Origin of the sequence: Phaeobacter sp. LSS9 (genome assembly GCF_003443595.1) — a bacterium.
Classification (GTDB): Bacteria; Pseudomonadota; Alphaproteobacteria; order Rhodobacterales; family Rhodobacteraceae; genus Phaeobacter; species Phaeobacter piscinae.
Window position 1 is genome coordinate 2,669,796 of record NZ_CP031956.1, and the last position, 19,863, is coordinate 2,689,658.

Here is a 19,863-nt window from a genome sequence, read left to right on the forward strand (position 1 = left end):
AAGGCCGGTTCAGATGAACCGGCCTTTTTCGTTGATGTAGAATTGGGCTTCAGACGTCTTGTCGTGACATTTCCACGATCAGCACATCATAAATATCCTTGCCCAGTTGCTTCTGCGCAGCTTCGCGCAGAGCGGTTCGCAGAGGCGTTAACATGTCCGACCGGGTGAAGGCGCCGCGAAAACCACCCATATTGGCGTGATCGAACAGCACCTGCAGGAAGACATCCCGCAGCTTCGGCTCGTAGGCGTGGATTTTCTCGTTCATCCCGGCCTTGGTTTCCAGGCTGAGAGAGATCACCACCAGAGAGGAGAGCTGTTCACGCTCGACAACTGGAACGACGAATTGGTTCGCCATCTTGATGTATTCGCGCTGCTCTTCCTCTTCGCCCGGCAGTTCAGGGGTGATTTCTTCGGCGTGCTCGCCGCTGTCCTCGGCGTGCTCTTCCGGGGCGGGGGCCGGGGCCAGCATGACACCGGCACCGATTCCACCGGCGGTCCCAACAAGGAGCAGAATGACGGGCAGTAGTTTTGACAACATGTGCAGGCCTCAGAATGGCAGGATCACGTCCAGCACCTGCTGGCCGTAACGGGGTTGTTGAACATCGGTGATTTGGCCGCGGCCACCGTATGAGACCCGCGCGGAGGCGATCTTGTCATAGGTGATCTCATTCTGGCGGCTGATATCGTCGGGGCGCACGTAGCCTGTCACCAACAATTCGCGCATCTCGAAATTGACGCGCAGCTCTTGTGTGCCGCTGATCGACAGTACACCGTTTGGCAACACATCCACCACGGTTGCGGCGACCCGCAGTTCCAGTTTCTCGCTGCGCTTCACAGAACCTTTGCCGCCGGAGCTGCTGCTGCTGCCGATATCAACGGCATCGGCCATCGACGCCCCTTCGGGCAGTTTTCGATCCAATCGCTGGGGCAGGCCGAGCAGTTGCGGAACCGCCAGACTTTCGGAGCCGGAGCGCGACCGTTTGGTATCGTTGGAGATTTCCGCCTCTTCGTCGATTTCGATAACGACGGTCAGGATGTCACCCTGTTTGGTTGCCCGACGATCGCCCAGCAGAGACTGACGCGAACCGCTCCAGAGTGAGGCCTGATCAACCGGGCGTTGGGTCTGCGTGTTTACAGGCAAGCCCTGAAACAGCATGGCAACATGTTCAGGAGATTCATTTGCGGGGCTGAATGTCGGTGGTTTGCCCACATGATCCAGTCGTCCGCAGGCGCTCAACGTGATCATAGCCGCAAGGGCCGAATTCGCCAAAAGGGTTCTATTTTTCATCAGTTTACCTCAACTGTTCCATCTGCGGCGATACGCCCGCTGATGGTCGTGCGTGACGATAAGTTCATGACGCGGATTGCTTCGCCATCAGCGCCGCGACCAAGCGAACGGCCCTCGGCCAGAATGGTCAGACCACCACGTTTGAACCGAATGGTGACCAGGTCGTTGCGCTCGACGATGGCTGGCGGGCCAACATCTCCGGGGCGCACCGGGCGCCCTGCATAAAGCGCCACGCGGGCTTCTTGGCCAATCACCAAAGACGGATCGGAGATCGCGCCCAGCACCTCGGCCTGTTTCAGAACCAGATCCTCGGCCGTCACGATCTCCTTGGCCCGGATGGTTCGCACCGGGACCAGAATGTCGGCCCAGGCGGGCTGGGCACAGAACAGCATCACAATGGCGAGGATCCGTTTCATCAGCGTACCTGCGTGGTTGCGCCCATCATCTGATCGACGGCAGAGATGACCTTGGCATTCATTTCATAGCCGCGCTGGGCTTCGATCAGTTCCGTGACCTCGCGGACGGCATCCACCGAACTGGCCTCCAGATAACCCTGACGCAGGGTGCCGAGACCATTCTCACCGGGAGAGGCAACAGTGGCCGCACCTGAGGCTTCGGTCTCCACAAAGAGGTTGCTGCCCAGGGCTTCCAGGCCTTTGGGGTTGGAGAAGCCGGCCAGCGTCAGCTGACCCATCAGCTGCCCTTCGGCGGTTTCGTCGAAATAGGCGTAGACCTCACCATCGGCATTGATCGAGACATTGCGCGCGTCGCTGGGGATGGTGATATCCGGGGAGACAGTGAAACCGTCGGAGGTGACCACCAGACCTTCGGCCGACCGCTTCAGCGCCCCGTCGCGGGTATAGGCGGACTGTCCGGAGGGGAGCGTCACCTCAAGATAGCCTTTGCCGTCGATGGCAACGTCCAGATCATTCCCGGTCTGGGTCAGGGCCCCCTGCGCCAGATGAATAGAGATGGCAGAAGCACGGACACCAAGGCCCACCTGAACACCGGTGGGCAACACAGTTCCGTCGGAGGCATTTACCGTGCCGGCCCGCGTAACCTGTTGATAATGCAGATCCGCAAATTCCGCACGCCGAGCGTTATAGCCCGTGGTGTTCATATTCGCGAGGTTGTTCGAAATTGTCTCAACGCGCAGTTGCTGCGCGGTCATTCCGGTTGCGGCGATCTTCAGGGCGCGCATGGGCTTACTCCTACGACTTAATCAGATTTTTGATGGCGTTGCGGACACGCTGGTCCTCGGTCTCAAGAAAGCTCTGGCCCATTTCATAGGCCCGCTGAATTTCGACCATTCGCGCCAGCTGGGAGATGGCATTGACGTTGGACCCCTCCAGAAAACCCTGGAGCACGCGAGCGTCGCCAGCGTCTTCGATTTCGCCGTCGACGCGGAACATGACCCCGTCTTCGCGGATCATCTGATAATTCTCTTCCGGTTTGAAAATGCCGATTTGGCCGAGCGCCCGACCGTCTGCGCTCAATGTGCCGTCGGCGCCGAATTTGATCGATTTGGCATCGCCCGGAATGAACACAGGCGCGCGCCCCGCATCCAAGACCCGATGACCATCCATGGTGACCAGATCACCCTGGGCGTTGGTGGAAAACGCGCCTGACCGGGTCAGTCGCTCACCCATCGGGGTTTCCACCATGAAATACCCGTCGCCTTCGATGGCAAGGTCCAGATCACCGCCAGATTGGGTCAGGGCGCCCTGCGCCATTGAGGTGTTGCGGATGTTTGCCCGCCCCATCGACAGGGATTCCTGACCGGGAGCGGACTGGATAAATTCGGAAAAGATCACCCCTTCGGCCCGGTATCCGGTGGTGGCTGAGTTGGCGATGTTATTTGCGACAACGCGCATTTCGCGCATCAGACCCGATTGGCGGGACAGGGTGGTGTAACCGGTGTCTCCCATTACAGACCTCCTGAAATCAGCGGCACAACGTGCCCATCAAAAAAGGCAACCAGGGTCTGCGTCATGAAACCCATGGTCATCCAGAAAACGACAAGAATAGCGGTAAGCTTCGGCACAAAGGTCAGGGTCATTTCCTGCACCGATGTCAGGGCCTGAAACAGGCCGATGGCGAGGCCAACAACCAGTGCAACCAGCAAAATCGGTGTCGACATCATCACAGACGCCCAGAGGGCCTGGCGCAGAGTGTCGTAGAAAAGCCCTTCGCTCATCATGGGCTTACACCGGCATCCGCAGGATTTCCTGATAGGCTTCGACCACCTTGTTGCGGACGGTCACCGCGGTTTCCACCGCCAGTTCGGTCTGGGCCAGTGCTTGCACCAGTGCATGGGGGTCGCCGTTGCCTGTCATTGCGGTGACCGATACCTGCTCGCTTTGCTGCAGGGTGCCGGCGAACTCTTCAAAGCTGGCCTTGATCTTGGCCTCGGCGCTGCTGGGCATGTGCTCCGGATCGACCTTGGTCGCGGGGCGTGCGGCGGCGTAGCCAGTGGTGGCGGAAAGACTGCGAATATCCATTCTGGATCTCCAGGTATGTCAGTGTGTTTCAGAAAATCTCGGTGTTATCTGCGCAACAGGTCCATCAGTGATGACGACATTTGCCGCCCCTGTTCGAACATCTTGAGGTTGGCCTCGTAGCTGCGCTGAGCCTCGCGGGCGTCGGCGATCTCGATCATCAGGTCTACATTCGACCCATCATAATGGCCGCTCTCGTCAGCCAGCGGGTGAGAGGGGTCAAAAACCTGCTCCAGATCGGATCGGTCCAGACGCACAGGACCAACCTCTACCTTCTCAACATCGGAGCGCAGATCGCGCACCGCTTCAAAGGGGACGGTCTTGCGGCGATACCCGGGGGTATCTGCGTTAGAGATATTCTCCGACACATGACGCAGGCGGTTTGCCTGGGCTTTCAATGCGCTTGCAGAGACGGAGAGGGATTTGGAAAATTCGCTCATGATCTAACCCCCTCAGTTCCGGCCAAGGCTGCTGCGCAGCACGTTCATCGAAGATTTATAGATCGCCAATGCACGGTCATGCTGCCGCTTGACCTCAACCCCTTTCAGGATTTCGCCTTCGATCGAGACCGTGTTGTCATTGGGATCACCGCCGCCGCGCGTCGCGGTGACAGCCCAGTCCATGCCGTTGCCGGAGGCGCCATGCAGATGATTGGACCGGCTGGCAACCATGTCGCCTGCACGGGGCCCCTGCGCATAGACTTCTTTGAAAGGCTTGATGTCCTTGGCATGATAGCCAGGGGTATCGGCATTGGCGATATTCTGCGACACCAATGCCTGGCGCTTCCCTGCATGGGTGGCCATTGAGTAGGCAATCTTAAAGACGTTCAGTTCTTTAAACACCGGGGCTTCTCCCTCGATCAATTTCAATCAAGGCTTAACCCCGATTCCTTTAGAAATTGTTTTCAGGAACAGTTGGAGACACCAGAACATGATCTCAGCCATCAACGCATTGACCCAGGATTTGGCGAACAAGAAACTGTCGTCAGCCGTGGGGCGCGTGTCGGAAATTTCAGGTGGCGCAATCACGGTATCGGGGTTGAATGGTCAGGCTCGTATTGGGGATCGGTTGATCCTTCGTCGGGCGGGGAGTGACCCGTTAGAAGGTGAGGTGATGCGGATTTCTGGTAGCGATGTCAGCATGTTACCAGATACAGCGCCGGACCGCGTTGCCGTCGGGGATGCCGTTCTGTTGCACCCGACGCCGGATTTCGCCCCGGCTGACAGTTGGATCGGACGCGTGATCGATCCCTTTGGTGCGCCTCTGGACGGGCGGCCGATGATGCGTGGTGAGGCAACGCGGGACTTGATGGCCGCGCCGCCAAAAGCCGCCTCTCGCCGTCCGATGGGCGAACGACTCGCCACCGGTCTTGCCGTTTTCAATACGATTCTGCCGATCGTAAAAGGGCAGCGCGTCGGCCTTTTTGCCGGGTCAGGTGTGGGGAAATCCACGCTATTGGCCACATTGGCACAGAATATGGAGGCTGATGTTGTCGTCATTGCGCTGATCGGGGAGCGGGGACGTGAGGTCAACCACTTCGTGAAGGATGTTCTGGGCGACGAGGGGATGCAGCGTGCAGTTGTTGTGGCAGCCACGTCGGACCAATCGGCTCTGGTGCGTCGGCGCTGCGCCTGGTCGGCGATGGCCGTGGCGGAGCATTTTCGCGATCAGGGGAAAAATGTGCTGTTTCTGGCAGATTCGGTGACCCGATTTGCCGAAGCACATCGCGAGATCGCCGTTTCGTCGGGCGAAGCGCCGGCCCTGCGCGGATACCCACCGTCGGTGACACCGCTGATTACTGGTCTTTGTGAGCGTGCGGGACCTGGTAGTGCTGACCAAGGCGATATCACCGCGATTTTCAGCGTGCTTGTCGCAGGTTCCGATATGGATGAGCCGATCGCTGATATTCTGCGCGGTGTTCTGGACGGTCATATCGTGCTCAACCGTGAGATTGCAGAACGAGGACGTTTTCCGGCTGTCGATGTCTCGCGGTCGGTCTCCAGAAGCCTGCCTTCGGCCGCAACAGCGGATGAGAATTCAGCGATTCTGGATGTCCGGAAATATCTCGGCGCTTACGAACAATCTGAGGTTATGATCCGCGCAGGTCTTTATTCTGAAGGCAATGATGTAACGCTGGATCAGGCTGTGAAGCTCTGGCCAGAGTTGGATTCGTTCTTCGGCAGGTCAGATCCTGAAGGGGTACAAAGCAGCTTCAATCGCCTGATGCTGATGATGCGACGCGCCGTGGCGATACGCTAACCTGATGCAACGCTGTCGCTAGATGAGCCTAGTGCAGGCTAGGCGCGGCCTCAGTCAGGTGGTGTGTGTTTCCATTGCTATAAGGATTTCACAGCGACGGATGCGCAGTGTTGCGGTTTTGGACAGACGTCTTTGTTTGATGCTCGTGGATGGGGCGAACCCGCTGATAGCGCGCTGAGGGTCAGATGATTTGACCCAGCACTCGTTTGGTATCTATTAAATCAGAAGCCTCAGATTGGCCGCGCCATTTTCCCGAACAGTTCCATCATGAAGGTGAGTGGACGACGGGATGACTGGACATCTCACGGGGCCAGAGCGTGTTGCGCGCGCCGCTCCGCATAGTCTACAGTTTTTGGGTATCGTCGCGCTGATGTCGCGCGGGGAGTGGGCGCTAGATGATTTCATCTTTCGCAAACGCCCCTCCCCAATGAGGTGTAGATAGAGCGCATTGGTGGTTTTGGTTAAACCCATGGAATCGTAACGCAGAAGGCGCGGTGATCGCGCCCTGGCATTCATCATCTGGGTAAAACACCTGCTTATAATCCAGCAGCTCTGCTGCGCATTACGGGTGATAGAGACATGGGCGGCTTTGAGAGTTCGACCCCGACATATCTCAGCAAAAGAGCTATCAGCCTACGATCAGCATAACGGAGCAAAATGCAAAACGGGCAGGGTCGTGACCCCATCTGCGTGTAGTATGCCAGATGGTCGTTCAGATGACCAAAGCCCACCTATTTGTTCAAGGTAAGACCAGGTTACCCGGCAAATCTCTGGCTAGAACATCTCGACCCAGAATAAGTTCAGCCGACAGTGCCTTTCCAAGACACGGTCGGCTGAGAACTCACGATGGGCGCACGGCCATAAGCCGATCTTCGCGTGGCAGCAACGTGCGCAACGCTTTCAAGCATCGGTAATGGTTGTCGGAGAGGACGGCATCGGTGGCCTCTGCCAGTGATGCGCGGCTGTCAGGATCCGTGAACACCTGGCTCAGTTCCTCGATCCGGCGCAGCATCTGAAGACGATCCTCCTCGCCGTCGACATCGCCAGACAGAACCAACTGGGCCGCGTAGCAGACGCGTCGCACCGGAGTGTTTGCTTCTTCCGGGTGGATGGCATCACGCAGCCGCAGGATGTTTGCATCTGGGGTTACGATGGACAATCGACTGCGCCGATCTCCGTTTTCAATTACTGCACCGTTCACCAATACCCGCTCTTTCGGGGCAAGTTTCAGGACCAATCCGCTCATATTCAGGACGCTCCGCTGCGAAGGCCACGCATGATGGCCGTGTTGATTTCCACCAGAAGTCGCACATCCGCTTTGCGGGCCAGGACTTTGCTGGTGTGTTGATGGGTGAATTCCCCAAGCGAGAGCAGCTGAGCTTTCAATTCGTCCGGGAGTGGATTTCCAGGACTGGCAACTTCGACTGAAAAGATCGACCAGAGTTTGCGATTGTCGGTCAGTGCTGCGGCAAGTTCGGTAAAACCTGGCTTACCTTTTTGGGCTGCGGCGACCATGCGACGGGTTACGCGGGCGATGACTTCATATTCGAGGTTCTTTGCAGTTCGAGTCGGGGCCTTTGCCGCCGAATAGGCGCTCTTCGCCTTTAGAAGGGCATTCACGTGTTATCCTAACATGTAATCTACAGATTCTCTGCGATAGGGGATCCGGGGCGCGCGGTGGCGCCCCAGATCAAGCTGCTATTAGCGGAACAGCTGCATCAGGGTCTGAGGCGCCTGGTTTGCAATCGACAGCGATTGCACCGCCAGCTGCTGCTGAGTCTGAAGCGCCTTCAGCCTCGCAGAAGACTCTTCCATATTCGTATCGGTCATCGTGCTGACACCCATTGTCAGGGAGTCGGAGAGTTTCGATACAAACATGCCCTGGTCGCCCAAACGGTTGGAATCTGCACCCAGCTGAGCGGCTGCGTCGATCGCAATACCAAGCATTGTCTCAATCTCGGTCAACGCGGTGGAGCCTGTGGCAACATCAGTGATTGCGGTGAGGCCAGTTGCATCCAATCGGGTGCTGGAATCGATTGCAGTTACAGTGATGGTATCCGCCGTCGGATCCAATCCGCCCAGAACGGTCAATTCTGTGGTGGTAGTGTCGTCAAGCAGGTTCGCACCGTTGAATTCAGCAGAATCAATGATGGACGCGATCTGCGCCGCCTTCTTGGCGATACTGTCCTGGATCTTACCGTGGTCCACGTTTTCCGAGTTCGCGGAAATCGCCAGCTGCTTCATCTCGGTCAGAGTTTCAACGATCTGTTCGGCACCGGACAGGGCCACGGCGACGGTTGCTTCACCAACGCCCAGCGACTCCTGAACCGATTTGTAACCGGCAATATCGGAGTCCATGGTTTTGGAGATCGCCCAAACCGCGGCGTTATCCTTGGCCGAACCGATCCGCTTACCGGTCGAAATCTGGCTCTGGGTGTCGTCAAGGCTGTTGTTCACGGACTGCAGGGTCTGCAGTGCAACCATTGCGCCATTGTTAGTCAGAATGCTGGACATAGCATGTATTCCTTTAGTTAGAGGCGTTTTGACCTCTGGTTTCCCTGCCCCGAAGGGCGCTCTCTGACGTCTTTCTGACTATGCGTTCCGCCGTCCGGCTTCCGCGCCACCCTCTCTTGAAGGTGCAAAGTGACATTGGCCTACTATGTGCTAAGGGAGTGCTAATGCCGGAAATTCCATTGCTAGAATTTTCTCTAAATTGGGCCGGTTACGCGCGTTTCTCCAGGTTGGGGGTGCCGCCAGTCGCAAAACGGGTCTTGCGCCCCGACTGGTCATAGACGTCCAACCCTTTGCGCACACGGCGCAGCTCCGCCATCCGGGCAGCGACAGCGCGGATACCTTCCATGGCACTGTCCAGCAGGACCTGATTGCGAGACACTTTGCCTTGGACATGTTCCAGAGCTTCACGCTCCAGGTCAGCGGTCATATTCAGCGTTGTTATGATCGCTTCCTTCTTGGCAAGCAGCGGTTCCAGCTCCTGCAGATTGCCACTCACCAGCGCCGCGCGCTCAGCATCCAGTAGGGTATCCAGGTCTTCGATCAGCTGTTGCGGAGTGTGTTCAGTCATTGTCCTGTGCCTCTTTCAATGCGTGATAAAGTGATTCTGCCAAGCCGACGCCGCCCGCTTTGGTGATTTGTTCCGCCTGCGCGCGCACCAGGAAACTGGAAAACTGGTCCTCGCCTGCACCGCCGCCCATTGTTTCGCGACTTTCGCCAAGACCGGCGGATTTCAACATTTCTGTAAGGAAGGTCGCCTCAAGCTCCTGTGCGGCCTTGCGCAGCGGATCTTGTGGTGGGGGGGTGATGGCAGCGGGACGCTGCATCGCCGGAAGTTGAGCAATCGGTTCCATTGTATACCTCGTTCTGAGATGTCGAAATTGCTTCGATTTTTTCTATTTTGGCGGATGATCGGTTAAAATTGCCGTAACCGATTGGCGTTATGGTGCTGGCATCGAGATAGAATGTCTGGAAGCCAATGTTTATCAACGCACTTACAAGCCCCACCTCTGGTGGCGCTCAGGGATTGGACAAGATCCAGCAAGGCGAATCGGCAAAATCGCGTAAAGGCGCAAGCTTTGACGCGGTTATGACAGAGACTGCAAATTCGTCCGAAGACGCAGGAACCGACGTAGCGCAGGTGGAGGAGGTTGCTGAGCAGCAGGCCACCACTGCGGATGCGTCGGAAAAGACAAATCAGACAACACAGGATGGTGACGCCGAGGCGGCCATGGGCGAGGATCCGCAAGAGACAGTGGATCAGGCGGCGGCCAAGGAGGCCGCAGCAGAACCTGAGGTTCCGGCGATTCCTGCGCAGCTGAACGTCGATGTCACCGCGGAAAAGTCGACTGAAAACGGTCGTCGCGATGGCGCATCTGCAGAGAAAGCTGAACGCCAGTCCGCCGCTTTGCCTCAGCCAGGTGTTGAAGGCGCGGCGGTAACGGGTGAAGTCAATTCATCTGCCGAGGGTTCGCCGGATCTTGCCGCTGTGGCGCCGGGTACAGGTTCTGATGCAGCGGCCGCTGCTGAGGTCTCTGCAAAGCTCGGTTTGCCGTCTGAAGCGCAAAGCAACGGACCTATGGGAAGCCCTGGCACCGCAGCTAAGGCGCCGTCGGAAACGGGCAGCGGCCAGCAGCAGTTGGTCGCAGATGCGGAAGGCCAATCAACACTGGGGCTGCGCAGCGATTCGGCAGCTGCTGAGGCCACGGCGGCGCGTGATGTCGCTGTGGATAGGCGTAGAACTGGGGCCGAGGCAAACACTACACCAGTCGGGCCAAGAGGTCGGATTGTGCAAACCGATGCCGTCTCCAATCCTGCAACAAACACTCAGCCGGAGGTGAAACCCGCCGCGGCTTCTGCAACGGCGGCAGCGCAATCCGAGACGGTGAAGGATGCTGCGAAACCGTCGGTAGTGGCGCAAACCCAACCGGTGCAACAAGCGAACACGACGGTCACTCCGACACCGCTGGAGGGGACGCCTTCGCCGGTGCGGGAAAACCTAGAGGCGCGGCGCACAGCTGTTGAACAGATGCGTGCACCCACGCCCACGCAGACCGCTGCGATGCTGCCTCAGGGTACGTATTCGGCTGCCAGTTTTGGCCTCGGTGCAGGGGCTCTGACGGCCGCTATGCCGACATCTACCTCTGCGCTTGCTATTGATCCGGCGCTCTCAGCGGAGGTGGGCAGCAGCGCGGTGTCCGGTGCCAGCAGCGGGTTTGAGTTGCCTGGCCTGTCACAGCTGCTGACAGAAGCAACGGTAAGCCCAGGGACTGTGCATAAACCTGAAACGCCCCGCCTGATCGCGAATCAGATGGCCGAAGCACTGGCAACGAAGGGAGAGCGTAACGTCGATGTTGCGCTCAATCCCAAGGAGCTGGGGCATGTGAATATGCGCGTCTCTGTCACCGAGACGGGCGTCAGTGTCATGATTCAGACTGAGCGCGCTGAAACTGGTGACCTGATGCGGCGTCATATCAATGAGCTGGCGGATGAATTTAAGCGGATGGGGTTTGAGGATATTTCGTTCCAGTTCTCGGGCGATGAGGCCTCGAATCAAAGCGGTGGCCGCGGCGAGGCCAATACCCAAGCCGGCCGATCCGCCGGGCTTGGTGATGAGGATCTGGCCGACCTTACTGCAGAGCCGATGACGCAATCACTCAACCTCGGTGAGGTTGGGCTTGATATGAGGATTTGAGATTATGACGACGAGTGTAACGGGTGCGTCTGCATCGCAACAACAGCAAGCGGCGTCGACCGCCTCGGCTGAGCCAAAGAAAACCACAGGGATCGCCTCTGATTTTGAGACCTTCCTGAAGATGCTTACCGCACAGGCGCGGTACCAGGATCCTTTGGAACCGATTGATTCAACAGAATACTCGGCGCAGTTGGCGCAATTCTCAATGGTTGAACAACAGGTTCAGGGCAATGAGGTTCTGGAGGGGATCCAAGCACAGTTGGGTTTGGCAAACATGGCTGCCATGTCCGGCTGGGTGGGTATGGAAACCCGGTCGGCAGCACCCGCCTACTTTGACGGGGCCAACCCAATAACCGTCTCGCCAAACCCGGCCCAAATCGCCGATACTGTGCATCTGGTGGTCAAGGATGACACCGGCAAGGAGGTGCAGAGAATCAGCCTTCCTGTTTCGGCTGAACCTTATCAGTGGCAGGGTATTGATGACGACGGATATGCGTTTGATCCAGGCAGCTACAGCTTCACGCTAGAGAGCCAGAAAAACGGTGAAGTTGTCCTCTCCGATACTGCGGAGACCTACACCCGGGTGAAAGAAACTCAGATGCGTGGCAACGAAGTGGCCTTGATCCTGGAAGGCGGCTCGGCGATCTTGGCATCATCGGTGACAGCGCTGCGCGAACCTGTGGCACCCGCAGTCTGACGCACAAGGGCACCGGAGACCTGGCTCGTGGATAGCACGAGCCAAAACCACGGAGCCTGACCTGCCAAACCTGTCGCCATATTTTATCACCCGCTTTCTGGCATATCTGTCGGACTGCGGCGTGAGCGATGCCAGACCTTCGCCTCTTCTGGGGGGGCGCTCCAACCGTGTCTGGCGTTTGGGCAGGATTGTGGTGAAACTCTATGGCGACAGTCATGCCAACCCGCTCTTTGCCAATGATGCTGCGCGCGAATACGCAGCGCTTCAGGCCCTGAATGGCACAGCTTTGGTGCCAGAACTGCTGACATCTGGTCAGTTTGAGGGGCATGATTGGCTGGCATACCGGCACTCGCCGGGCGTGACCTGGTCGTCGGGCAGCGCAGAGGTGGCGGCACTACTTGGCCGGTTGCATGCACAGCCCGTGATACCGGGTTTGCCGGCAGGTGTGTCCGGCAGTGCGGCGATCAAAGACCAGACCCAGTCCATTCTGGCCTATTGCGGCGATGCCGGTGATCTGAACCGGCTTGAGCCCGGCAGGCAGATACCCGCAGCAGGGCGCAGGGTGTTGATCCACGGCGATCCTGTACCCGGAAATATCGTGACCTCAGGCGGGTGTCTGACGCTGATCGACTGGCAATGCCCGCAGATTGGAGACCCGGCTGAGGATCTTGCGCTGTTCCTGTCGCCCGCAATGCAGCAGGTTTATCGCGGTGCGCCCCTGACAGGGGCAGAGGAGGCAACCTTCCTTGCGGCCTATCCGGATCCGGAGATCACTGCGCGCTACCTGTCGCTGAAACCTTGGTACCACTGGCGCATGGCCGCCTACTGCCAATGGCGCGGCGAACGGGATGGTGAGCAAAACAGCCTTGCCTATCGCCTGGAACGGGCTGCTCTAGAGGCCTGCCTGGAGCATGCGTGACCCACTCAGGGACGTGATCTCGCAACAACAGCGTCAATCCCAAATTCATTGTTTCCAAATAGCTTACATGGCATATTGTGCGGAATGTCGCTGGCGGTGATGCAGTCGGGTTGACGACAGTCCGAGATGGCACCTTTGCAACCGGGGATGGAAGCAGTCTTGAGCCTTTGGGAGTCTTATCGCATGCGGCTGCGGCGGAAACGTCGCATCCTGCGTGCCATGCGCAAGTCCCGCGAGCTGTCAGCGGTTCAGGACCAGACGGATAATATCCGGCCGGGCGATATCCTGCTGGTAACCACCCTGCGCAATGAGCAGATCCGGTTGCCCTATTTCCTCGACTACTATCGTAAACTGGGCGTCAATCACTTCCTTATTGTCGACAACGGATCGGTGGACGGCGCGCGTGAATATCTGCGCGGCATGCCGGATGTCTCTGTCTGGCACACCATGGCGAGTTACAAGCGTGCGGGATTCGGCATCGACTGGATGAACCATTTGAAACGACGCTATGCCCATGGCCATTGGGTTCTGGTGGTCGATCCGGATGAGCTGTTCATCTATCCTTTCTGCGACAGCCGCCCCCTGCGCGCGCTGACGGACTGGCTGGACAGTTCGGCCATCCGCAGCTTCTCCGCGATGCTGATTGATGTTTACCCCAAGGGCAAGCTGGACGCTGTGCCCTACCATGCCGGGCAGGATCCGCTTGAGATCGCCAATTGGTTCGATAGCGGCAACTACTCGATCAAGCGCAATCCGACCTATGGCAACCTCTGGATACAAGGGGGGCCACGGGCGCGGGTGTTTTTTGCCGATCAGCCGAAGAAGGCGCCGGCCTTGAACAAGGTCCCGCTGGTAAAATGGGATCGGCGCTATACCTACGTCAGCTCGACCCATGCCCTGCTGCCGCGCGGCTTAAATCAGGTCTATGAGACCGACGGCGGTGAGAAGGCCAGTGGCGCGCTCTTGCACACCAAGTTTCTGCATACGTTTGTCTCCAAAGCTGAGGAAGAGATGCTGCGTGGGCAGCATTATGCCGGGTCCGCCGAATACAAAGCCTATGCCGAGGCTGCCGGAGATCAGCCCGAGCTGTGGTGCAAGTGGAGTGAGAAATATATCAACTGGCGCCAATTGGAGATTCTCGGCCTGATGTCCAAGGGGAATTGGGCATGAGCGCTGTCGGCATCGTCATGCTGGTCCACACGGCGCTGGATCGCGCGGAACAGGTGGCCCGGCATTGGGTGGCAGGGGGATGCCCCGTTGTTCTGCATGTCGACAAAAAGGTCCCTCAGGCAACATATGCGGCGTTCAAGGCTGCGTTTTCCGGTGACCCAATGGTGCGGTTTTCGCGGCGACATCGCTGCGAATGGGGCACCTGGGGGATTGTTGCGGCGTCGCAGTCGGCATCGGAGTTGTTGCTCGCGACATACCCATCGGTGCGGCATGTGTTTCTGGCCTCCGGTTCTTGTCTGCCGCTGCGGCCTGTTTCCGATTTGGTGGATTACCTCGCCGCGCGACCGCGCACCGATTTTATCGAAAGTGCCACCACCGCTGATGTCCCTTGGATTGTCGGGGGGTTGGATGTCGAACGTTTTACACTGCGCTTCCCCTTCTCCTGGAAAAAACATCGCTATCTCTTTGACAGATATGTCTCGCTGCAACGCAAGTTGGGCATCCGGCGCAAGATCCCCGACGGGTTGGTCCCGCATATGGGCAGCCAGTGGTGGTGCCTGACGCGGCAGACCCTGTCGGCCATTTTGGAGGACCCGGACCGGCCACGATATGACCGGTATTTCCGCAAGGTCTGGATCCCGGATGAAAGCTACTATCAGACGCTTGCGCGGCTCTATTCAGGGAATATCGAAAGCCGGTCCCTGACCCTGTCAAAGTTCGATTTTCAGGGCAAACCGCATAATTTCTACGATGACCATCTACAGCTGCTGCGCCGCTCCGATTGTTTTGTTGCGCGCAAGATCTGGCCGCATGCGGATCGGCTTTATGCGACGTTTCTGGGGGATCGGCCGGATGTGATGAAGAGCAGAGAACCCAATCCGGGCAAAATTGACCGAATTTTTGCCAAAGCGGTTGAGCGTCGGACCCGGGGACGTCCGGGGCTCTACATGCAGAGCCGTCTTCCCGCCAACGGGTTGGAAAATGGCATTACCTGCAATCCCTATTCGATGTTTCAGGGCTTTGCTGAGCTGTTTGAGAATTTTGAGGACTGGCTAAGCCAGGTCACCGGCGCCAAGGTACACGGGCATCTGTTTGCACCCAATAGCGTTGAATTTGCCGATCGCCAGACGCTGATCAACGGCGGTCTCAGCGACAGTGCAAAGCTGCGTGATTACCATCCGAAGGGGTTTCTGACCAATCTGATCTGGAACACACGCGGAGAGCGACAGTGTTTTCAGTTTGGCCCACAGGACAATCAGGCCATCAACTGGCTGGTGGCGCGCGACCCCAATGCGCAGGTCTCGGTGATTTCCGGCGCCTGGGCGGTGCCGCTGTTCCGGTCCAACAGAAATTTCGCTGACCTGCGACGCGAGGCGGCGCGATTGCAGCAGATTGAGGCCAAACATATTGAGATCCTCCGCTCCAAATACGTGAAGGCGCGGGTGCGGATCTGGTCAATGGCGGAATTTGTCGAGTCACCGATGGAGCCGATACAGACCGTTCTGGATGAATTTGGGGCGCAGGCGCAGCGTCATCTGAATACCGCGCCGACAATGGTGGATCTGGCGGGCTTTGGCCAGTTTCTGCAAAACCTCAAGAACCAGGGGATGCACCCCTATCTGATGGGCGATTTTCCGGCGGAACAAGGGCCGTTGAACATGCCCAAAACGCCGCGCAAACCTTATCTGGTACAGTAACGAACCATGCCTCAGAACTTTGATTACTTCGTTGTGTTTGCCGAGATGCGCACCGGCTCGAATTTTCTTGAAGCCAATCTGAACGCGCTGGATGGAGTCACCTGCCACGGTGAGGCGTTTAACCCGCATTTTATCAGCTACCCAAACCGCGAGACGACGCTGGGGTGGACGCAGCAGCGGCGTGACGGTGATGCACTGGGGTTTCTGAACTGTTTTCGCAGTGCAGAGGGGGGGCTGACCGGGTTTCGTTATTTTCATGACCATGATCCGCGCGTGCTGGACCAGATCCTGGACGATCCACGTTGCGCCAAGATTATCCTGACCCGAAATCCGGCTGACAGCTATGTCTCCCACCAGATCGCTCAGCACACCGGCCAGTGGAAATTGACAAACGTGAAACGTCGCAAGACAGGGTTGGCAACGATCAATGCAGAAGAGTTCGCGCGACATGTGACAGAGCTGCAGAGCTTTCAGGTTACCCTTTTGAACCGGTTGCAGAAATCTGGGCAGACGGCGTTTTATGTCGCCTATGAGGATCTGCAGGATCTGGAGGTTCTCAATGGTCTGGCCAAATGGCTGGGGGTTGAGGCCCGGTTGGACCGGCTTGATGATAGTCTCAAGCCGCAGAACCCCGCCTCGCTTGAGGAGAAAGTCGCCAACCCGAAGGAGTTGGATCGCGCGATGGCAGGGTTGGATCGGTTCAACCTGTCGCGCACCCCGAATTTCGAACCGCGGCGCGGGCCGACGGTCCCTGAATATGTTGCCGGGCAACAGCTGCCGTTGCTGTTTCTGCCGGTCAGTGGCGGGCCAACGGATATTGTCTGCCGCTGGATGGTGGGGCAGGAACCCGATGGCAGAGAGGCGCTGATCTCGGGGATGAACCAGAAACAGCTGCGCCAGTGGAAGCGCGGCCATCCCGGATTTCGCAGCCTGACCGTGCTGCGCCATCCCGTGGCTCGCCTGCATCATGTTTTCTGCACCCGTATTCTGGACACCGGGCCGGGATCGCTGCGCCAGATTCGCAATCTAATGCGCAATCAGTTCAAGGTGCCTCTGCCGAAAGATGCCGCAGATGGGTCATACACGCGGGACCAGCATCGCGCGGCCTTTGCGAGGTTTGTTGACGTGATTGGTGCCAATCTTGCGGGCCAGACCGGGTTTCGCACTGATGCGTCTTGGGCGACGCAGGCGCAGACGATTGCCGGGTTCGCAACGGTCCAGTCGCCGGACCTGATCCTGCGGGAAGCAGATTTGCCACGCACGCTGCAGGATTTGGCCCGTTGGCTTGGAGGGTCAGAGAGTGTTCTGCCTGCTGCGCCGGAGATGTATCATCCCTATAGTCTGGCAGATATTTATGATGCCGAGCTGGAGGCACAGATCGCGTCGGTTTATCAGCGCGATTATCTGTTGTTTGGATTTGGAGACTGGGGCGCGTGACTGTCAGGTGATCTGATCGATCAGGCCGCCTGAACGGACTGATCTTCGGTCAGGATGGTGTGGAGGGTTGCCGGATCCGGATTTGCCCGCAGTTTCGTGCAGAAACTCTGCTCGCGCAGAGTGCGCGACACCAGTGCCAGGGCTTTCAGATGCTCAACACCGGCATCTTCAGGTGCGAACAGCGCGAATGCGATGTCGATTGGCTGGCGGTCCACGGCGCCGAACTCCAGCGGGGTGTCCAGTACCAGAAACACGCCAACCACCTTGTCCAGTCCATCAAGGCGCGCATGAGGCAGGGCAACGCCGTGTCCGACCCCGGTGGGGCCAAGGCTTTCGCGATCCAGCAAAGCCTCGACCGTTGGTTGCGCGGGCAGCCCGTAGGCGAGTTGAGCAACATCTGCAATCTCTTGAAACAGACGCTTTTTGCTGGATGCAGCACCAAAGACACGAACGGCCTCTGGCTTCAGGATGTTAGAAATCTGCATACTTCGATTGCTCCGCTCAACTCACGTAAGACGCCGTGACAGGTTACGGATCGATCCACCCGATATTCCCGTCTTCCCGACGATAGACGACATTCAGGCCGTCCTTGCCTTCCTTGCGAAACACCAGAACCGGGGCGCCTGCCAGTTCCATTTGCATCACGGCCTCACCAACCGAGAGGGATGGAATTTGCGTTTCCATCTCGGCGACGATGATTGGCTGCAATGATTCTGGTTCAGACTCGGTGCCGGCGTCTTCAGAGGCGAGGATATAAGAGCTAGCGCCGGAGAGTTCAACCGGCTCGCTCCGGTCGCGGTGATGGTCCTTCAAACGGCGCTTGTAACGGCGCAGCTGTTTTTCCATTTTTTCACAGCAGGCCTCAAATGCGGCATAAATTTCAGTGGCATGCGCTTTTGCTTGTGCGGTCAGACCAGTGGACAGATGCACGGTCGTTTCACAAACATATTCATGCGCAGACCGCGAAAAGACGACATTGGCGTCAGTCGGACGTTCAGCATATTTCGCGACCGCCGCTCCAAGCTCCGATTGCACATGGGACTGCAACGCTTCGCCAATGTCGATCTGTTTTCCGCTGATTTGGTAACGCATGTGATCTCCTTCACAAATAGACCTTCAAAACCCAGTCCAGGCCAAGCCCGGCTGCTCTCGCTTCAGTTTTGAAAGTGGGATTTAGGCAAGACAGTCGATTGCATTCGTCTGGGCCTTGGTAACAAGGCTGGAGCGAGGACAGCATCGGACTGCGGGTTTGCCATGTCTCAATTCGATGCCAACGAGGCGGGAGAGTCAATGCAAATCGGCGTCAATCGGTTACCCAAATATGAGGAGGCAGCGGGTTTCCACCTGTTGTCAGATAGTTGACGAATGGCACTCGGCAAAAACGGCGATAGGACGCAGAGGCGACCCATCCGGGATTGCGGCTAGTGCGATCAGGAAATTCGGAAATTGTCACCGAGATAGACGCGGCGGACGTTCTCATTGTCGACCACCTCGGCCGGGGTTCCGGACATCAGCACCTTGCCGTCGTGCAAAATATACGCCCGGTCCACGATCTCCAGTGTCTCGCGGACATTGTGGTCGGTGATCAGCACACCGATACCGCGTTTTTTCAGATCTCCAACCAGATGGCGAATGTCGCCGACAGAGATCGGATCCACCCCGGCGAAGGGCTCATCCAGCAGCAGATACTTTGGGTCTGCCGCCAGGCAGCGGGCGATTTCAACGCGGCGACGCTCACCACCCGACAGGGCCAGGGCCGGCGCGCGGCGTAAATGCTCAATCGAAAAATCTGACAGCAATTCCTCAAGCCGTTCGCGCCGTTTGTGAGCGTGCTTCACCGCGATATCCAGCACGGAGGAGATATTGTCCTCCACCGAGAGACCACGAAAAATCGACATCTCCTGCGGCAGGTAACCGATCCCCATGCGGGCACGGCGATACATCGGCAGGGTGGTGGCATTCTGCCCGTCAATCGTGACCGAGCCTGCCTCCGGGAACACCAGCCCGGCAATGGCGTAGAAGCTGGTGGTCTTACCCGAGCCATTGGGGCCGAGCAGGGCCACGACTTCGCCCCGGTCCAGCGACATGGAAACGTCGCGGATCACCACCTTTTTGCTGTAGGATTTGCGCAGCTTCTCGATGCGCAGGCCCGAGCTGCCGTTGGTGACTGTCAGTTCCGGTTTTGCCATCAGTCGCTGCCGCCGTTGAGGATGGTCTTGACGCGGCCGGACAGGCTTGCGGTGCCAGTGGTCAGATCCACCACAAGACGGTTGGAGGTCAATGTACCCGTTGACTGGCTCAGCAGGACATTGCCCGTCATCACCACAGTGCCGGAATCGATGGTATATTCGGCCTTGTCGGCCTCAGCAGCGTCGGGGCCATTGACCAGGATCACATCTCCGGTGGCTTCCAGCCGCTCGACGCCGGTCTTTCCGGTTTCGTCCTGCTTGTAAATCACCAGCACATCATTGGCCGACAGGCGCATCACACCCTGAATAATCACCACATCACCGATGAACCGCGCCGAGCCATCAGCCTGATTTACATCCAGTGTTTCTGCGGTGACCTCAACCGGTTGGGAGGGGTCTGCCTTGACCGCGCCAAATGCAATGGACGCAGATTGCGCCGAAAGCCCTGTGGAAAACAGGGTGACCGGCAGGCAGAACATCAAAACACGCAGATACAACACAGG

25 protein-coding genes are annotated in these 19,863 nt (G+C 57.9%); 7 read left to right on the forward strand and 18 right to left on the reverse strand.

What is annotated here, in order from left to right:
* Nucleotides 1-49: 49 nt before the first annotated feature.
* Genes D1820_RS12845 through D1820_RS12885 form a run of 9 tightly spaced genes read right to left on the reverse strand, consistent with a single transcriptional unit; the run spans nucleotide 50 to nucleotide 4,628 of the window.
* Nucleotides 50-538 (reverse strand): flagellar basal body-associated FliL family protein, encoded by a 489-nt coding sequence (locus D1820_RS12845; RefSeq protein WP_024098949.1) that lies wholly within the window; start codon nucleotides 536-538, stop codon nucleotides 50-52.
* Nucleotides 539-547: 9 nt separating this feature from the next.
* A complete protein-coding gene (flgH, locus tag D1820_RS12850) occupies nucleotides 548-1,288 on the reverse strand; it encodes a flagellar basal body L-ring protein FlgH (protein ID WP_024098950.1) in 741 nt (246 codons plus the stop codon).
* The gene (flgA, locus tag D1820_RS12855) at nucleotides 1,288-1,704 is read right to left on the reverse strand and encodes a flagellar basal body P-ring formation chaperone FlgA (RefSeq protein WP_118069333.1); all 417 of its coding nucleotides are present in this window, start codon (nucleotides 1,702-1,704) and stop codon (nucleotides 1,288-1,290) included. The genes flgH and flgA overlap by 1 nt, the downstream gene beginning before the upstream one ends.
* Nucleotides 1,704-2,489 carry a flagellar basal-body rod protein FlgG gene (gene flgG / locus D1820_RS12860; RefSeq protein WP_024098951.1) on the reverse strand — a complete coding sequence of 262 codons (786 nt, stop codon included), beginning with the start codon at nucleotides 2,487-2,489 and terminating at the stop codon, nucleotides 1,704-1,706. Before flgG ends, flgA begins: the two co-directional genes overlap by 1 nt.
* A 10-nt stretch (nucleotides 2,490-2,499) precedes the next feature.
* Nucleotides 2,500-3,216, reverse strand: coding sequence for a flagellar hook-basal body complex protein (locus D1820_RS12865; protein WP_096873010.1), 717 nt, complete (start codon nucleotides 3,214-3,216; stop codon nucleotides 2,500-2,502).
* Complete coding sequence (locus D1820_RS12870; RefSeq protein WP_014876463.1) at nucleotides 3,216-3,488, reverse strand: flagellar biosynthetic protein FliQ; 273 nt, start codon at nucleotides 3,486-3,488, stop codon at nucleotides 3,216-3,218. Before D1820_RS12870 ends, D1820_RS12865 begins: the two co-directional genes overlap by 1 nt.
* A 4-nt stretch (nucleotides 3,489-3,492) precedes the next feature.
* Nucleotides 3,493-3,789, reverse strand: a complete 297-nt coding sequence (gene fliE, locus D1820_RS12875; RefSeq protein WP_014876464.1) for a flagellar hook-basal body complex protein FliE — start codon at nucleotides 3,787-3,789, stop codon at nucleotides 3,493-3,495.
* A gap of 44 nt (nucleotides 3,790-3,833) precedes the next feature.
* Entirely contained in the window at nucleotides 3,834-4,226 is a 393-nt protein-coding gene (gene flgC / locus D1820_RS12880) for a flagellar basal body rod protein FlgC (RefSeq protein WP_118069334.1), read from the reverse strand.
* 12 nt (nucleotides 4,227-4,238) lie between these two features.
* The gene (locus D1820_RS12885; protein WP_024098954.1) at nucleotides 4,239-4,628 is read right to left on the reverse strand and encodes a FlgB family protein; all 390 of its coding nucleotides are present in this window, start codon (nucleotides 4,626-4,628) and stop codon (nucleotides 4,239-4,241) included.
* A gap of 88 nt (nucleotides 4,629-4,716) precedes the next feature.
* Here D1820_RS12885 and D1820_RS12890 point away from each other — a divergent pair, with 88 nt between their 5' ends.
* Nucleotides 4,717-6,045: a FliI/YscN family ATPase gene (locus D1820_RS12890; protein ID WP_118069335.1), complete on the forward strand. Its 1,329-nt coding sequence runs from the start codon at nucleotides 4,717-4,719 to the stop codon at nucleotides 6,043-6,045.
* An 841-nt stretch (nucleotides 6,046-6,886) separates the two neighbouring features.
* On the opposite strand, the gene flbT is transcribed toward D1820_RS12890, so the two are convergent.
* From flbT to D1820_RS12915, 5 genes are all read right to left on the reverse strand, one after another.
* Nucleotides 6,887-7,291: a flagellar biosynthesis repressor FlbT gene (gene flbT, locus D1820_RS12895; protein WP_014876468.1), complete on the reverse strand. Its 405-nt coding sequence runs from the start codon at nucleotides 7,289-7,291 to the stop codon at nucleotides 6,887-6,889.
* Between the two features lie 2 nt (nucleotides 7,292-7,293).
* Entirely contained in the window at nucleotides 7,294-7,665 is a 372-nt protein-coding gene (flaF, locus tag D1820_RS12900; RefSeq protein ID WP_014876469.1) for a flagellar biosynthesis regulator FlaF, read from the reverse strand.
* Nucleotides 7,666-7,746: 81 nt separating this feature from the next.
* Nucleotides 7,747-8,559 carry a flagellin gene (locus tag D1820_RS12905; protein WP_096873013.1) on the reverse strand — a complete coding sequence of 271 codons (813 nt, stop codon included), beginning with the start codon at nucleotides 8,557-8,559 and terminating at the stop codon, nucleotides 7,747-7,749.
* 208 nt (nucleotides 8,560-8,767) lie between these two features.
* Nucleotides 8,768-9,127, reverse strand: coding sequence for a flagellar export chaperone FlgN (gene flgN / locus D1820_RS12910; RefSeq protein WP_096873014.1), 360 nt, complete (start codon nucleotides 9,125-9,127; stop codon nucleotides 8,768-8,770).
* Complete coding sequence (locus tag D1820_RS12915; protein WP_040179059.1) at nucleotides 9,120-9,410, reverse strand: rod-binding protein; 291 nt, start codon at nucleotides 9,408-9,410, stop codon at nucleotides 9,120-9,122. Before D1820_RS12915 ends, flgN begins: the two co-directional genes overlap by 8 nt.
* 236 nt (nucleotides 9,411-9,646) lie before the next feature.
* Here D1820_RS12915 and D1820_RS12920 point away from each other — a divergent pair, with 236 nt between their 5' ends.
* The 6 genes from D1820_RS12920 (at nucleotide 9,647) to D1820_RS12945 (ending at nucleotide 17,171) form a co-directional block, all read left to right on the forward strand.
* On the forward strand, nucleotides 9,647-11,251 hold the full coding sequence (locus D1820_RS12920) for a flagellar hook-length control protein FliK (protein ID WP_254683310.1): 1,605 nt from the start codon (nucleotides 9,647-9,649) through the stop codon (nucleotides 11,249-11,251).
* A gap of 4 nt (nucleotides 11,252-11,255) precedes the next feature.
* Nucleotides 11,256-11,948 (forward strand): flagellar hook capping FlgD N-terminal domain-containing protein, encoded by a 693-nt coding sequence (locus tag D1820_RS12925; protein ID WP_118069337.1) that lies wholly within the window; start codon nucleotides 11,256-11,258, stop codon nucleotides 11,946-11,948.
* Nucleotides 11,949-11,979: 31 nt separating this feature from the next.
* Nucleotides 11,980-12,867, forward strand: coding sequence for a phosphotransferase family protein (locus tag D1820_RS12930; RefSeq protein WP_118069338.1), 888 nt, complete (start codon nucleotides 11,980-11,982; stop codon nucleotides 12,865-12,867).
* A gap of 183 nt (nucleotides 12,868-13,050) precedes the next feature.
* Nucleotides 13,051-14,037, forward strand: a complete 987-nt coding sequence (locus tag D1820_RS12935) for a glycosyltransferase family 2 protein (protein WP_118069339.1) — start codon at nucleotides 13,051-13,053, stop codon at nucleotides 14,035-14,037.
* Nucleotides 14,034-15,734 (forward strand): beta-1,6-N-acetylglucosaminyltransferase, encoded by a 1,701-nt coding sequence (locus D1820_RS12940; protein WP_118069340.1) that lies wholly within the window; start codon nucleotides 14,034-14,036, stop codon nucleotides 15,732-15,734. Before D1820_RS12935 ends, D1820_RS12940 begins: the two co-directional genes overlap by 4 nt.
* A 6-nt stretch (nucleotides 15,735-15,740) precedes the next feature.
* Nucleotides 15,741-17,171 (forward strand): nodulation protein NodH, encoded by a 1,431-nt coding sequence (locus D1820_RS12945; RefSeq protein WP_118069341.1) that lies wholly within the window; start codon nucleotides 15,741-15,743, stop codon nucleotides 17,169-17,171.
* A 20-nt stretch (nucleotides 17,172-17,191) separates the two neighbouring features.
* Here the strand turns inward: D1820_RS12945 and D1820_RS12950 are convergent, their stop codons facing one another.
* The 4 genes from D1820_RS12950 to D1820_RS12965 form a co-directional block, all read right to left on the reverse strand.
* A complete protein-coding gene (locus D1820_RS12950) occupies nucleotides 17,192-17,656 on the reverse strand; it encodes a PTS sugar transporter subunit IIA (RefSeq protein WP_014876479.1) in 465 nt (154 codons plus the stop codon).
* A gap of 43 nt (nucleotides 17,657-17,699) precedes the next feature.
* Entirely contained in the window at nucleotides 17,700-18,263 is a 564-nt protein-coding gene (gene hpf, locus D1820_RS12955) for a ribosome hibernation-promoting factor, HPF/YfiA family (RefSeq protein WP_014876480.1), read from the reverse strand.
* 338 nt (nucleotides 18,264-18,601) lie between these two features.
* Nucleotides 18,602-19,360: an LPS export ABC transporter ATP-binding protein gene (gene lptB / locus D1820_RS12960; RefSeq protein WP_024098965.1), complete on the reverse strand. Its 759-nt coding sequence runs from the start codon at nucleotides 19,358-19,360 to the stop codon at nucleotides 18,602-18,604.
* The gene (locus D1820_RS12965; protein WP_096790346.1) at nucleotides 19,360-19,839 is read right to left on the reverse strand and encodes an LptA/OstA family protein; all 480 of its coding nucleotides are present in this window, start codon (nucleotides 19,837-19,839) and stop codon (nucleotides 19,360-19,362) included. The genes lptB and D1820_RS12965 overlap by 1 nt, the downstream gene beginning before the upstream one ends.
* Between the last annotated feature and the right edge of the window lie 24 nt (nucleotides 19,840-19,863).

Excerpts from the sequence above, each read along its gene's own strand:
- D1820_RS12940 (WP_118069340.1), top strand. The coding sequence starts at position 14,034 with ATGAGCGCTGTCGGCATCGTCATGCTGGTCCACACGGCGCTGGATCGC.
- D1820_RS12945 (WP_118069341.1), top strand. The coding sequence starts at position 15,741 with ATGCCTCAGAACTTTGATTACTTCGTTGTGTTTGCCGAGATGCGCACC.
- D1820_RS12870 (WP_014876463.1), bottom strand. The coding sequence starts at position 3,488 with ATGATGAGCGAAGGGCTTTTCTACGACACTCTGCGCCAGGCCCTCTGG.
- D1820_RS12935 (WP_118069339.1), top strand. The coding sequence starts at position 13,051 with ATGCGGCTGCGGCGGAAACGTCGCATCCTGCGTGCCATGCGCAAGTCC.
- flgN (WP_096873014.1), bottom strand. The coding sequence starts at position 9,127 with ATGACTGAACACACTCCGCAACAGCTGATCGAAGACCTGGATACCCTA.
- D1820_RS12965 (WP_096790346.1), bottom strand. The coding sequence starts at position 19,839 with ATGTTCTGCCTGCCGGTCACCCTGTTTTCCACAGGGCTTTCGGCGCAA.
- fliE (WP_014876464.1), bottom strand. The coding sequence starts at position 3,789 with ATGGATATTCGCAGTCTTTCCGCCACCACTGGCTACGCCGCCGCACGC.
- D1820_RS12920 (WP_254683310.1), top strand. The coding sequence starts at position 9,647 with ATGACAGAGACTGCAAATTCGTCCGAAGACGCAGGAACCGACGTAGCG.
- flgH (WP_024098950.1), bottom strand. The coding sequence starts at position 1,288 with ATGAAAAATAGAACCCTTTTGGCGAATTCGGCCCTTGCGGCTATGATC.
- flgC (WP_118069334.1), bottom strand. The coding sequence starts at position 4,226 with ATGAGCGAATTTTCCAAATCCCTCTCCGTCTCTGCAAGCGCATTGAAA.
- D1820_RS12950 (WP_014876479.1), bottom strand. The coding sequence starts at position 17,656 with ATGCAGATTTCTAACATCCTGAAGCCAGAGGCCGTTCGTGTCTTTGGT.
- D1820_RS12905 (WP_096873013.1), bottom strand. The coding sequence starts at position 8,559 with ATGTCCAGCATTCTGACTAACAATGGCGCAATGGTTGCACTGCAGACC.
- lptB (WP_024098965.1), bottom strand. The coding sequence starts at position 19,360 with ATGGCAAAACCGGAACTGACAGTCACCAACGGCAGCTCGGGCCTGCGC.
- D1820_RS12925 (WP_118069337.1), top strand. The coding sequence starts at position 11,256 with ATGACGACGAGTGTAACGGGTGCGTCTGCATCGCAACAACAGCAAGCG.
- flgA (WP_118069333.1), bottom strand. The coding sequence starts at position 1,704 with ATGAAACGGATCCTCGCCATTGTGATGCTGTTCTGTGCCCAGCCCGCC.
- D1820_RS12845 (WP_024098949.1), bottom strand. The coding sequence starts at position 538 with ATGTTGTCAAAACTACTGCCCGTCATTCTGCTCCTTGTTGGGACCGCC.
- D1820_RS12915 (WP_040179059.1), bottom strand. The coding sequence starts at position 9,410 with ATGGAACCGATTGCTCAACTTCCGGCGATGCAGCGTCCCGCTGCCATC.
- D1820_RS12890 (WP_118069335.1), top strand. The coding sequence starts at position 4,717 with ATGATCTCAGCCATCAACGCATTGACCCAGGATTTGGCGAACAAGAAA.
- D1820_RS12865 (WP_096873010.1), bottom strand. The coding sequence starts at position 3,216 with ATGGGAGACACCGGTTACACCACCCTGTCCCGCCAATCGGGTCTGATG.
- flgG (WP_024098951.1), bottom strand. The coding sequence starts at position 2,489 with ATGCGCGCCCTGAAGATCGCCGCAACCGGAATGACCGCGCAGCAACTG.
- flbT (WP_014876468.1), bottom strand. The coding sequence starts at position 7,291 with ATGAGCGGATTGGTCCTGAAACTTGCCCCGAAAGAGCGGGTATTGGTG.
- hpf (WP_014876480.1), bottom strand. The coding sequence starts at position 18,263 with ATGCGTTACCAAATCAGCGGAAAACAGATCGACATTGGCGAAGCGTTG.